A 12,165-nucleotide genomic window follows, 5' to 3' on the forward strand; every position below is an offset into this window, starting at 1 on the left:
CATAGTCCTTATCAACGGGGCCAGATGGCCGAGGCGGCGACAAACAGACCCTTGCGAACGGCTTCATCGGCGTCGACCGCACCGAACTCGATGCCCGCGAGCGAAAGTGCCTTGCCGTAGAGCGTAGCCATGCTGCCGGAAGCAACGAGCGCGACCCGGCCCTGGTGCTTCGATCTTGCGCCGGCAATTTCCGCGCCGATAAGCAGACCAGAAAGTCGTGAGGCCGCCCCCTCAGGCGAAAGGTTTTCGAGCAGCATCGCCGCGCGAATAGCAAAGAGTTCGCCGAGCATCGCTTCTCCAGACAGCATCAACTCCACTGCTGCGGTAAATTGCGGATGATCGGCGGAGGCGGAACTCGCAGCACCCTGCACTGAGTGCCGCAGGATCGACTGCGAGGCGAGGAGCGCATAAAGTTCGCCCGTCAAATAGGTTGAAAACGTCTTCGCCCTGCCGCTCTGGAGTTCGACCCATTTCGAGTGGGTGCCGGGCATGGCGACGACACCGTCCGTGATATTTCGCGCCAGCATGGCGCCAAGAAGTTGGGTTTCCTCGCCGCGCATGACGTTGGGAAAGCGCCCGGACTGCGACAGACCCGGGATGATCCGCACATCACGGTCGATCCCTGTAATTTTCACGGCACCAGAAAGAATCGCATTGAGATCCGCCGGGACGGCAACGTAGTTGGCCTCCACCCAACCCTGGCGTGAGCCCGCCATGCCGCAGACGATGACCGGCAACTGCACGGGCGCACCAAGCTCGGAAAGGTGGCTTTCGAGTGTCGTTGCGAATCCGCGGTCCCGCGACGCATCGAGCCCATCATCCGAACGCTTCTCGGCAATGATGTTCCCCGTGCCATCCACAAGCCAGAGGCGAAACCGGCTCGTTCCCCAATCGCTGAGGCCATAGGCGGGTGCAGACGTCACAGGCAGCCTCCATCGACGATCAGCGTCTGCGCTGTGAGCATGCGTGATGCGTCCGAGGCCAGGAAAAGGCAAGGTCCCACCATGTCGCCGGGCAGTAATTCCTCCGGGATGGCCTGCCTTTTCATATACGCTCCCAGCCCCTCTTCCGTCACCCAATGCGTGCGTTGCCGTTCCGTCATCACCCAGCCGGGGGCGATGGCATTGACACGGATCTTCTCCGGTCCGAGCCGACCCGCCAATCCCTTTGTCAGGCCTATGATCCCGGCCTTGGCAGCGGTGTAGGCCGGCAGGTTGCCCTGGTTGATCATAAAGGAGATCGACGTGAAATTAATGATCGATCCGCCACCTGCCTCCCGCATGCCGGGCACGACCGCCTGGGCGGTAAAGAAGTGCGGGCGGAGATTTATCGCCTGGTTCCCGTCCCAGTAATTCTCTGTCACATCGTCAATGTCATGCCGGTCATCCCAGGCGGCATTGTTGACGAGAACGGTTACCGGTCCGTTCTTCGAAATTGCGGTGGCAACAGCGTTGCGCAGGGCCTCGATGTCAGTGAGATCAGCCCTCAAATAGAGCGGGCGGTTGCCGTAATTCTTGTCGAGCTCGTTGGCCAGGTCCTCGGAGGCAGCCTCAGCAATGTCGATGAACGCGACGCGTGCACCTTGCGCGACGAACCCCTCAGTGAGGGCAGCGCCGATGCCGGAGCCGCCACCTGTTATGAGCACGGAGCGGTTCTTCAAGTCGGGGAAAACGGCAGAAGGCATCATGGCTCGAACTCACAGCATAAGTTCCATTATTTGGAACAGTGTTTGACTATATCGAATTGATCTCCTAGGCTCCCGGAAGTCAAGATGTGACCCTGAATTCCGCACCCGGACAACTCACATTTGTGTAGTGAGCCCCAATTCAAGGTGAAGGTGCATGGAGAGCGCGAGTGAGCAAGAGCCGAACGACTGCCAGCGCCAGAGATACGGGCACACTCGGCAAGGCGGTCAGCGTACTGGATATAATCGCCAACGCGAGCGAGCCGCTACGATTTACCGATGTTCTGCGTCTTACCCGTCAACCGCGCGGCACGCTCCACCGGCAGATTTCAAACCTTATTGAAGAGGGCCTGCTCACAGTCAATCGCGATCAGTCCTACGGCCTTGGCCTTCGGCTGCTGCAGTTTGCATCCCGCGCATGGGCAAGCAATGAATTGCGCGCCATCGCCGAACCGCATATCCGCAAACTGCACGAGGCCACCGGCGAAACCGTGCATCTCGGTGTTTTGCAGGGCACTGAGGTCGTCTACCTCGACAAGATCGAAAGCCGGCAAAATATCCGCCTCGTCTCGCGCATCGGCAATACGGCGCCAGCCTGGTGCACCGGTGTCGGCAAGGCCGCACTGTCGGCGATGGCCGATGAAGATCTGCACGACCGTATCGGCAAAATTAATTTTACTCGCTATACACCGCATACGATTACCGATGTACCGAGCCTGCTGAGCGAGATTTCCGCGATCCGCATTGCGGGCAACGCCTATGATCGAGAGGAACATGAACTCGGGATTTGCTGCGTGGCCGCACCCGTCTCGTCGACTGACAAAAAGCTCATCGCTGGCGTATCGGTGACGGGGCCCGCATACCGTATCACGCCGGAAATCCTCTCCTCCTGGGCCGGGATCACCCGCGCAGCAGCAGCAGCAATCATGCACGACATGGCGATCCAGTTCTCGCCGCGCCGTTCAGCCTGAGCGACTAGTTGCGGATGGTAAAATCCGCCTCGCGCGACTCTTCGAGAACAAGTTCGGCATTGGGCATGTCGTTGGAAAGTGCCCGTTGCTGGGCCGAGCCGACATTGTGGCCGAGGCCCAGCCAGCGCTGGACGAGACGGTTTTCGAGTTCGAGGCGATCGACTTCGAGAAAGACGGTGACGTCGAAGAGCGGCGCGAGCCGATCCCATGGAGCCTGATCCAAGAGAAGGTAGTTGCCCTCGACGAGCAGGATGCGCTGGCCGGCGCGCACGATGTCGGCACCCGCCCGCGCCAGATCGAGCTTGCGGTCGAATAGCGGGATGACCACGTCATCGCCGATGTGCCGCAGGCGTTTCAGCAGCGCCTCAAAACCGGCACAATCGAAGGTTGGCGGCGAACCCTTGCGCTTGCGCAGGTTCATGGCGTCGAGAATGGCGTTGTCGAGGTGAAACCCATCCATCGGCACGACTATCGCGGCACCGGGTTCGCGGGCATTGATGGCTTCGCAAAGCGCCGCCGAAGCAGTCGATTTACCTGCGCCGGGCGCGCCCGCAATCGCGACGATCAGACGGTCGGTCCTTGCCGCCCGGGCAAGAAGTTCGGGAACGAGATCTTCGACGGTGATCATCATGGGGCGATACTCTGCGATGTTCTACGCTACCGCTTCTACCGTCCCCAACGATGCGGAGGAAGTATTTTCTTGGGACTAGCGGTCAAAGACGAGATAGTTTTCCCATGCACGCATTCTGAGCAATATCCTGCGGATGATGGCGAGCGCCTCCATGCTTTTGGTATAAACAGCGACCTCCGCCGTGGCGCCACCCGGCAGATTGTAGGCGGCAACCTCCTCGCCAAGATCGATCACCGTAATCATGCGTCCAGGCGCTTGGCGGTCGTCGGGAGCAAGGAGCGTACCCGAGGGTTCAAGCTGTCCCGTCGCCATGGTTTCAACCACGGTCTTTACCGTGCCTCGAAAGACCTGGCCTGGAACAGCTGCGAAGGAGATCTCTGCTTCGTCGCCAGCCGCGACCCGTTGCAGCGACAATTGATTGAAGGCTGCCGCAAAGACGCGCCGGTCTGTGTGCACAAACGTCATGACAGGACGGAGCGGCAGGGAGACGGCCATCATCCCCGGATGCAGGAACACCTGCGCCGCATAGCCATCCGTTGGCGCGCGGTAGACGCTCTGCTCGAGATCGAACTCCGCTCGCGCCACCTCGGCCTCGAGCTGTGCGACCGTCGTATCGACACCACCAATCTGCGCGTTGGCGGCAAGGCGTGCCTGATCGGCCTGCGCGGCGGCGCTCGCAAGCGCGCTTTCCGCCGCCAGATAGAGGTCGCGCCGGTTGACCACTTCAGCTTCAGAAAATGGCGCATCGCCCTTCCCGCCCGCATGCGCATTGGCCGTCGCACGCCGGTCGTAGTCATCCTTGGCGCGGTCGCGTGAATCGCGCGCGCCATCGACGGCTGCGTTGGCAGCCTTAAGCGCCGCCTGGCGTTCGAGCGCGTCCTGCTGTGCCTTGGCCAGAGCGGCTTTCCGGTGGGCGAGCGCATATTCGAAGGGGCGCGGATCGAGCCGGAACAGGACGTCGCCTTTCTTCACATGGGTATTGGGTGCGACGGGAACGTCGACCACCTGGCCGTTGACGGCCGGGCTGATGGGCGTCGCATAAAAATAGAGCCGGGCCTCGGTCGTGAACGGGTGGTTATAGTTCATGGCGATGACGATGCCGCCGATGAGAACGACGCCGCCGAGCACGGTCGTCGTCAGTGTCCACTGATTGACCGGCAGCCGCAGGAGCCGGAATGCGACAATGCAGAGAGCCGCATAAAGGAGGCAAAGGAGCGTGGTCATTTCGCGGAGGGCCCGGTAACCTGCCAGCGTTCCAGCGCGGCAATCCGGTCTTCAAGCGCTTTCGACCCGCCAGAGCCCATGCCCCATCCCCGGTCGGGCCGGTACATCATCGCCCAGATCCAGAGGAACGGCCAGATGGCGTGCAGCGTAAAGAGACTGACCCAACCTGCAGCTTCAATCGCATCCTGGTGCGGATGGTCGCGCGCCTTGGCTATCTTATAGGGAACATCGTGGATCGCGATAATGCCGTAGACGAGAGTAACGGCCAGAAAAAACAGAAGCGCGAGCGCAACATAGTCAAGCACAATATCAACCTCGCAATGGGTATATCAAATGCGAAGCGATTAGCTCGGATTGGTATGTTTAAAAAGTACGTAACCGTAACAAGGACCGAATCCCCGCCGCAAAAAAGCGGCGGGGAAGGTATCAACTCAGGCGGCGAGCCACTTGTCGTAATCGGAAACCAAGAGATGCAGCGGCGCTTCGTCTTCGTCGATCGACGAGAAACGGCCGATGGGCTCGCGAAAGATATTGTCGGTCAGATCGTCGTTGACGGTCGACACTTCGCCGATCAGCACGTCACCGCCTTCGCCCCAGAATGCATGCCAGTTGCCCGGTAGCAGGGTTACGCTTTCACCCGGCTGCAGCTTCAGCAAACCGCCAGCTTTCAGCTTGACGATACGTCCGTCCGTCGCGACTTCGACGTCGGTCTTCTCATCGACACTGCCGTCGGCATTGGAATTGAAAAGTTCGAGCACAAGCGTGCCGCCGCCGCGGTTGATGATGTCTTCCGCTTTGACGATATGGCGGTGCATCGGGGACAGCTGCTTTTCGCGCGAGATCATGATCTTTTCCGCGTAGAGCATGCCGCCGCCCTTCTTCAGGTCTTCCTGGTTGCCGTTGCGGGTCGTGAACAGAAACAGGCCGAGTTCATCGAACTTGCCCTGGCCATAGTCCGTAATGTCCCAACCGAGGCGGGCCTGCAGAATGGCCTTTGAATCGCTGGCGGTACGCGCCTTCAATTCCTCCGGTGACCAATAAGCGAAGGGCGGCATGACATAGCCGAAAGAGCGGATGAACTTGTCGCTCTCGCGGATGATTTCATTGACTTCGGAACGCTTCATTTTTCAAATTTTTCCTTCATGTAAATTACGCAACCAGTTCGGCCGGCGGGCTCTTTGCGCCAGTCATGAAAGCGACGGCGTCGGACATCGTATATTCCTTCGGATTGATGACGCAAAGACGTTTTCCGAGGCGATGGATATGAATTCTGTCGGCCACCTCGAAGACGTGCGGCATGTTGTGCGAAATCAGAACGATCGGAAGTCCGCGTTTCTTCACATCCTGGATGAGTTCAAGCACGCGCCGCGATTCCTTGACGCCGAGGGCAGCCGTGGGTTCGTCCATAATCACCACCTTGGAGCCAAACGCCGCGGCACGGGCGACAGCAACGCCCTGGCGCTGCCCGCCCGAAAGCGTCTCCACAGCTTGGCCGATGTTCTGGATGGTCATCAGGCCGAGCTCCGTCAACTTGTCGCGCGCCCGCTTCTCCATGGCCTTGCGGTCAAGCATGCGGAACCACTTGCCCATGATGCCGGGCTTGCGGATCTCCCGGCCGAGAAACATGTTGTCGGCGATCGAAAGCGCCGGCGACAGGGCAAGATTCTGATACACCGTCTCGATGCCTGCGTCGCGGGCTTCCATGGGGGAGCGGAAGTGGATGGGCTTGCCGTCCAGCTTGATCTCGCCGTCATCGGGGTGGATAGCGCCGGAAATCGCCTTGATGAGCGAGGATTTTCCAGCGCCATTGTCGCCGATCACCGCGAGCACCTCGCCCTTATAGAGGTCGAAATCCGCGTAATCGAGGGCTGTGACCCGGCCGTAACGCTTTACCAGTCCACGAGCGGTTAGAAGGGGTTCGCTTTGCATCAGCCTGCTACCTTTCTGATCCACTGATCGATTGCGACGGCAAGGATGATCAGGACGCCGATGATCAGGTACGTCCATTGCACGTCAGTGCCGTACATGCGCATTCCGAACGAGAACACGCCGACGATGAGCGCGCCGAATAGCATGCCGAGGATGGAGCCCCGTCCCCCGAAGAGCGACATACCGCCAATCACGACGGCGGTGATCGATTCGATGTTGGCAAACTGGCCGATCTGCGGCGAAACCGAACCGTTGCGCCCGATGGAGGCCCACCCGGCCAGTGCACAGATGAGACCGGCAAGCACGTAGACGGTGATCACGACGCGCTTCGTCCTGACGCCGGAAAGCTTCGCCGCCTCGGGATCGTCGCCGATGGCGTACACGTGGCGGCCCCACGCCGTATGGTTGAGGACATACCAGAGGACGGCAATCAGAATGAGCATGGCAAAGACGCCATAGGTGAAAGTGGCCCCGCCAATATTGATCTTCTGACCGAAGAACTGGAGCAAGGGCGCGTTTGTCTCAATATCCTGGGCCCGGATCGTCTCATTGGCGGAATAGATGTAGGTCGTTGCGAGGAAAATCTGCCAGGTGCCGAGGGTGACAATGAAAGGCGGCAGCTTCACGGTCGCGATAAGAAAACCGTTGATGAAGCCGCACAATGCGCCGAGCGCAACGCCGCAGAGGATCGCAAGTTCAACCGGCATTCCATAGCGAAAGGTAAACTGGCCCATGACCACGGAGGTCAGTACCATGATTGCGCCGACCGAAAGGTCGATGCCAGCGGTAAGCACGACCAAGGTCTGCGCCGCGCCGACGATACCGACAATGGCCACCTGCTGAAGAATAAGCGACAGCGCGAAGGGCGTGAAAAATCGCGACCCGACGATGACCGCGAAGATCAGCAGTGACAGGACGAGAACGATCAGGGGTACCGAGGCCGGACTCGAGTGCAGAAAGTGCCGCAGCTTTTCGAGGGGGCTTCGCTCATGTTGGTCGAAGCTCGCGACCGTCGTCGCACTTTGCGACAGCACGCGCTCGAACTCTTGCCCGGTCTGAGATGTGGTGTTGGTTTCCGTCATGGCTGGGCCCTCCCTGAACCGCTGAAGTCGGAGAGAGGAGGTTACACCCTCCTCTCTTCCCCTGCTTGCTTTATTGCTGGCTCAAACCTGGATCAGCCCCAGCACTTGCCCATGCCGGTCTTCACATCAATGGACTCGAGGCCCTGAACCGGCTTGTCGGTAACGAGAGCAACGCCCGTGTCGAAGAACGACTTGCCTTCCGTGGGCTTCGGCTTTTCGCCGGTATCGGCAAATTTCTTGATCGCCTCGATGCCAAGCGATGCCATCAGCAGCGGATATTGCTGTGACGTCGCGCCGATGACGCCGGCCTCGACGTTCTTGACGCCTGGGCAGCCGCCGTCGACGGAAACGATGAGAACGTCTTTCTCCTTGCCGACGGCCTTCAGGGCCTCATAGGCGCCGGCAGCTGCCGGTTCATTGATCGTATGGACGACGGTGATGCTCGGGTCTTTCTGCAGAAGGCTTTCCATCGCCTTGCGGCCGCCTTCTTCATTGCCGTTGGTGACGTCATGGCCGACGATACGCGGATCCTTTTCGTCGCCGATCTTGTTGATGTCGACAACATCGATGCCGAAGCCCTTCATGAAGCCCTGATCGCGCAAGACATCGACCGTTGGCTGCGACGGCGTCAGATCGAGGAAGGCAATCTTCGCGTCCTTCGCCTTGTCACCGAGCGTACCGGCGGCCCACTTGCCGATCAGTTCGCCCGCGAGGAGGTTGTCGGTGGCGAAGGTTGCGTCGGCGGCATCAGCAGGGTCGAGCGGCGTATCCAGTGCGATGACCAGAAGGCCGGCGTCGCGCGCCTGCTTGACGGACGAAACGATGCCGGCCGTGTCGGACGCAGTCAGCAGAATACCCTTGGCGCCGTCGGCGATACAGGTCTCGATTGCAGCGACCTGGCTTTCGCTGTCGCCGTCGATCTTGCCGGCGTAGGTCTTCAGATTAACGCCAAGTTCCTTGGCTTTGGCGACGGCGCCTTCCTTCATTTTGACGAAGAAGGGATTGGTGTCCGTCTTGGTGATCAGGCAGGCGCCAACATCCGCCGCCTGCGCCGGAGCAGCAAAAGCGGTAATCGCCACTGCGGCGGCACCAAAAACGCTTGATTTCAGATAAATGCTTCTGAGCATGTCACTTCCTCCCAAAAAATCGCGCCAGTCCGCGATGGGCCGGCGCCCTGCCGGTCCCTTGTTCAACTCCTAACACCTCGGACAGTTATCCTCCCGGCCAAGTGTTCCGCCTAGCAAATACCACTCGCCTCGGGCTGTCAACATTAATAAATCACTCTGATTTAATATTGACACTCCGGCTTCGTGCCTCCATTGTCGGAAGACATCGGGAGGAGTCCCAATTGGGCATTCGAGCTACTGAGCGGGCAGGCATGGGAGGAACCAGGCCACCGCTTCACCACGGCACAAATCAAAGCGGGATGCGCGAGCACAATGAGCGCGTTGTGCTGTCGTTGCTGCGCCAGCATGGCAGCCTTGCCAAAACCGCGATTGCCCGGATGACCGGCCTCTCGGCACAAACGAGTTCAATCATCATGCGTATGCTTGAAGCGGATGAACTCCTGACCCGCGAAGAGCCCCTGCGCGGACGGATCGGCCAGCCGCTCATTCCGATGTCGCTCAATCCGGAAGGTGCCTTCTTCTTCGGACTTAAGATCGGGCGGCGTAGCGCGCATCTCGTTTTGATCGACTTTGTCGGCAACATCCGCTCGCTGCTGCATATTTCCTACGACTACCCAGCCCCGGAACCGATCTTCGCATTTGCCAAGACGGCGATCGACGATATGACAAAGGGCCTGACGAAGAGGCAGCGGGACAGAATTGCCGGCATCGGCATCGCCGCTCCGTTCGAACTCTGGAAATGGGCCGACACGCTCGGAGGTCCACAGGAAGTCATGGACCAGTGGCGAGACTGCGATATCCGCGCGCGCATCGAAGCGCTCTGTCCCTATCCCGTTTACCTGCAGAACGACATGACGGCCGCCTGCGGCGCGGAACTCGTGTTCGGTAAGACCAAGGACATCAGCGATTTCGTCTACTTCTATATCGGTTCGTTCATCGGCGGCGGCATCGTCATCAGCGGCAATCTCTATCCGGGGCGCAGCGGCAATGCAGGCGCGCTCGGCTCAATGCCGGTACCGGGACCCGACGGCGCGCCGCGCCAGCTCATCGATGTGGCCTCGATCACCGCACTCGAGAAGGTCGTCGCGAGCCTCGGCCGTGACCCCTCCCCGCTTTGGGCTTCGCCCGAGGATTGGGGGCCGATGGGTGTCGAACTCGACGCATGGATCAACCAGGCTGCCAAAGCGATCGCGCAGGCGGTTGTCGCCGCTTCATCCGTGGTCGATTTCGAGGCGGCGATCATCGACGGCTGGATGCCTGAAGACGTGCGCGCGCGAATCGTTGCCGCTGTGCGCCTCCATGTCGGGACTTTCGATCTTGAAGGGCTGCAACTGCCGGCGATTTTCGAAGGGACCGTCGGCATCCACGCCCGCGCCATCGGCGCGGCCAGCCTTCCGCTCGCCGACCGCTTCCTGATCGGGCAGAAGATCTACAGGAAGGTGGACTGACATGCTCATCGGAATCCCGCCGATGCTGGGGCCGGAACTGCTTTTCACCCTGCGCTCCATGGGCCACGGCGACGAGATCGCACTTGTCGACGGCAATTACCCGGCGCTGGAACACGCAAGGCGCCTTATTCGTGCGGACGGGCTGCCGCTCATTCCCCTCCTCGACGCTATCCTGCAAGTCTTGCCCGTCGACGATTTCGTCGCGGAGGCGCTGTTTCGTGCTTCGGTAAAAGGCGATCCCGCCCTCGCAGATCCGGTACACGAAGAAATGGCGCAAGTCTGTACCCGCCGTGCCAAGGGTTTCAAGCTTGTTGCACTGGCCGGCGATGCCTTCTATGGACGTGTGAAGGCCGCGCACACGATCATTGCGACAAGCGAACCGCGGCTCTATGCCAATATTATCATCCGCAAGGGTGTCATTTATCCAAGAGAGATTGATCTATGATTTTGTGTTGTGGCGAGGCCCTGATCGACATGTTGCAGCGCAAGAGCGAGGCTGGAGAGCCTGCCTTTGCACCCTATGTGGGCGGCGCTGTTTTCAATACGGCAATCGCGCTCGGCCGGCTCGGAATTGCAACGGAGTTCTTTTCCGGAATTTCGTCGGATTTTTTCGGGCAGATGCTGCTCGACAGTCTCGCTGCCAACAAGGTCGGCACCACCTATGCCCATATTTCGGAGCAGCCGACGACCCTCGCTTTCGTCCGTTTGACCGACGGTCAGGCAAGCTACATGTTCTATGACGAGAACAGCGCCGGACGTTCGCTTGCGGTCGAACATCTGCCACAGCTGGGCGCCGACGTAACCGCCCTCCAGTTCGGCGCCATCAGCCTTATCCCGGAGCCCTGCGGATCGACCTATGAAGCGTTAATGGCACGCGAGCATGAGAAGCGTGTGACCATTCTTGACCCCAACATTCGCCCTGGCTTCATTCCCGACCGGGAAAAGCACATGGCCCGTATGCGCCGCATGATCGCCATGACCGACATCCTCAAGATCTCCGATGAGGACATGCGCTGGTTTGGCGAGAGCGGATCGATGGACGAGATCGCCCGGCGCTGGATCGTGCCGGCCGATAAGAGCGGACCGAAACTAATCCTTGTTACCCACGGCGCCGACGGTGTCACAGGTTATACGGCGAACCTTACAGTGCACGTCTCGGCCCAGAAAGTTCCCGTCGTCGATACGGTCGGCGCCGGCGATACCTTTACCGCCGGTGTCCTGGCTTCCCTCGAAGACGCGGGCCTTTTGACCAAGCACGCGGTCACGCGCCTCACTGAAGGCCAAGTCCGCGAGGCCTTGTCGCTGGGGGTGAAAGCCGCGGCGGTGACGGTATCGCGCGCGGGCGCCAACCCGCCGTGGCGATCGGAGTTGGTGTAGCGCTGTCCGCTAGGCCGACTCGATATCCGTATAAGGAAAATCGCTACCCTTGAACAACAAAGGCAGATTGTGCGCCTTAGCGCAGGCGTAAGCAAAGCAGTCACCCATGTTAAGGCCGGCCTTGTGGCGCCCGCGACCAAATTTTTTGAATGCCTCGATGGCGTTGAGACCAATCTCGGCGGTGATCTCAATCATCTGGGCATTGGTCTGCGCGATAAAAATTTCGATTGAGCGTTCTGCCACCTCAATCGGCGCAGCACGCTTGCGGGCAAGTCCGGTAACTGCCTCATATAGCACTACAGGAGAAATATAGGTCGGCGAAGCCTCCGGCAATCTCGCCGCCAGCGCGATGGCATCATCTTCGCCGTCCACAATCGAAATGATGGCAGACGCATCGATGAATATCATTCGTCACCCGATAGTTCGTCGAAGAACGCCTTGTCAGCCTCAAGACCCGTCTTGGGATAGCCGCGATATTCCGCGAAGATTTTGTCGAGCCGTTGGTGTATCGGAGCTTCCTGTTTGACCCGCTCATATTCGTGCACAACCGCTTCGCGGATCGCTTCGGTCAAACTCGTCTTCTTCAGTTTGGCAAGCCGCCGCACCGCTTCGTCAGTCGCTTTGTCTTTTACCGAAAAGGCCATTCTATACCCCGCGTCTATACGGATATACGCCCGCGTCTATAAAATGGT

15 protein-coding genes are annotated in these 12,165 nt (G+C 59.7%); 4 read left to right on the plus strand and 11 right to left on the minus strand.

Annotated features, from left to right (window positions below):
* Positions 1 to 11: 11 nt before the first annotated feature.
* Positions 12 to 923: a 2-dehydro-3-deoxygalactonokinase gene (locus GF108_RS19240; protein WP_370462233.1), complete on the minus strand. Its 912-nt coding sequence runs from the start codon at positions 921 to 923 to the stop codon at positions 12 to 14.
* On the minus strand, positions 920 to 1,687 hold the full coding sequence (locus GF108_RS19245) for an SDR family NAD(P)-dependent oxidoreductase (protein ID WP_153669981.1): 768 nt from the start codon (positions 1,685 to 1,687) through the stop codon (positions 920 to 922). The genes GF108_RS19240 and GF108_RS19245 overlap by 4 nt, the downstream gene beginning before the upstream one ends.
* A 167-nt stretch (positions 1,688 to 1,854) precedes the next feature.
* On the opposite strand from GF108_RS19245, the gene GF108_RS19250 reads away from it, so the two are divergent.
* Positions 1,855 to 2,655, plus strand: coding sequence for an IclR family transcriptional regulator (locus GF108_RS19250; RefSeq protein ID WP_370462234.1), 801 nt, complete (start codon positions 1,855 to 1,857; stop codon positions 2,653 to 2,655).
* A gap of 4 nt (positions 2,656 to 2,659) precedes the next feature.
* On the opposite strand, the gene GF108_RS19255 is transcribed toward GF108_RS19250, so the two are convergent.
* From GF108_RS19255 to GF108_RS19285, 7 genes are all read right to left on the minus strand, one after another.
* Entirely contained in the window at positions 2,660 to 3,283 is a 624-nt protein-coding gene (locus GF108_RS19255) for a nucleoside triphosphate hydrolase (protein ID WP_153670283.1), read from the minus strand.
* Positions 3,284 to 3,361: 78 nt separating this feature from the next.
* Entirely contained in the window at positions 3,362 to 4,510 is a 1,149-nt protein-coding gene (locus tag GF108_RS19260) for an HlyD family secretion protein (protein WP_153669983.1), read from the minus strand.
* Positions 4,507 to 4,818 carry a DUF3302 domain-containing protein gene (locus GF108_RS19265; protein WP_370462258.1) on the minus strand — a complete coding sequence of 104 codons (312 nt, stop codon included), beginning with the start codon at positions 4,816 to 4,818 and terminating at the stop codon, positions 4,507 to 4,509. The genes GF108_RS19260 and GF108_RS19265 overlap by 4 nt, the downstream gene beginning before the upstream one ends.
* A 123-nt stretch (positions 4,819 to 4,941) precedes the next feature.
* The gene (locus tag GF108_RS19270) at positions 4,942 to 5,634 is read right to left on the minus strand and encodes a D-lyxose/D-mannose family sugar isomerase (RefSeq protein WP_027232268.1); all 693 of its coding nucleotides are present in this window, start codon (positions 5,632 to 5,634) and stop codon (positions 4,942 to 4,944) included.
* 25 nt (positions 5,635 to 5,659) lie between these two features.
* Positions 5,660 to 6,439, minus strand: coding sequence for an ATP-binding cassette domain-containing protein (locus GF108_RS19275; protein WP_027232269.1), 780 nt, complete (start codon positions 6,437 to 6,439; stop codon positions 5,660 to 5,662).
* On the minus strand, positions 6,439 to 7,521 hold the full coding sequence (locus GF108_RS19280) for an ABC transporter permease (protein WP_027232270.1): 1,083 nt from the start codon (positions 7,519 to 7,521) through the stop codon (positions 6,439 to 6,441). Before GF108_RS19280 ends, GF108_RS19275 begins: the two co-directional genes overlap by 1 nt.
* 92 nt (positions 7,522 to 7,613) lie before the next feature.
* Positions 7,614 to 8,648 (minus strand): sugar ABC transporter substrate-binding protein, encoded by a 1,035-nt coding sequence (locus tag GF108_RS19285; protein ID WP_036814663.1) that lies wholly within the window; start codon positions 8,646 to 8,648, stop codon positions 7,614 to 7,616.
* A gap of 251 nt (positions 8,649 to 8,899) precedes the next feature.
* Between GF108_RS19285 and GF108_RS19290 the strand changes: the two genes are divergently transcribed.
* From GF108_RS19290 to GF108_RS19300, 3 genes are read left to right on the plus strand one after another with little or no spacing between them, the layout of a single operon-like run.
* A complete protein-coding gene (locus GF108_RS19290; RefSeq protein ID WP_370462259.1) occupies positions 8,900 to 10,096 on the plus strand; it encodes an ROK family transcriptional regulator in 1,197 nt (398 codons plus the stop codon).
* 1 nt (position 10,097) lies between these two features.
* Positions 10,098 to 10,541 (plus strand): RbsD/FucU family protein, encoded by a 444-nt coding sequence (locus tag GF108_RS19295; RefSeq protein ID WP_153669986.1) that lies wholly within the window; start codon positions 10,098 to 10,100, stop codon positions 10,539 to 10,541.
* Positions 10,538 to 11,473, plus strand: a complete 936-nt coding sequence (locus GF108_RS19300; RefSeq protein WP_153669987.1) for a carbohydrate kinase — start codon at positions 10,538 to 10,540, stop codon at positions 11,471 to 11,473. The genes GF108_RS19295 and GF108_RS19300 overlap by 4 nt, the downstream gene beginning before the upstream one ends.
* A gap of 9 nt (positions 11,474 to 11,482) precedes the next feature.
* On the opposite strand, the gene GF108_RS19305 is transcribed toward GF108_RS19300, so the two are convergent.
* The gene (locus tag GF108_RS19305) at positions 11,483 to 11,881 is read right to left on the minus strand and encodes a type II toxin-antitoxin system VapC family toxin (RefSeq protein WP_153669988.1); all 399 of its coding nucleotides are present in this window, start codon (positions 11,879 to 11,881) and stop codon (positions 11,483 to 11,485) included.
* Entirely contained in the window at positions 11,878 to 12,117 is a 240-nt protein-coding gene (locus GF108_RS19310) for a type II toxin-antitoxin system VapB family antitoxin (protein WP_153669989.1), read from the minus strand. The genes GF108_RS19305 and GF108_RS19310 overlap by 4 nt, the downstream gene beginning before the upstream one ends.
* Between the last annotated feature and the right edge of the window lie 48 nt (positions 12,118 to 12,165).

Source organism: Phyllobacterium sp. SYP-B3895 (assembly GCF_009647635.1).
GTDB lineage: Bacteria > Pseudomonadota > Alphaproteobacteria > Rhizobiales > Rhizobiaceae > Phyllobacterium > Phyllobacterium pellucidum.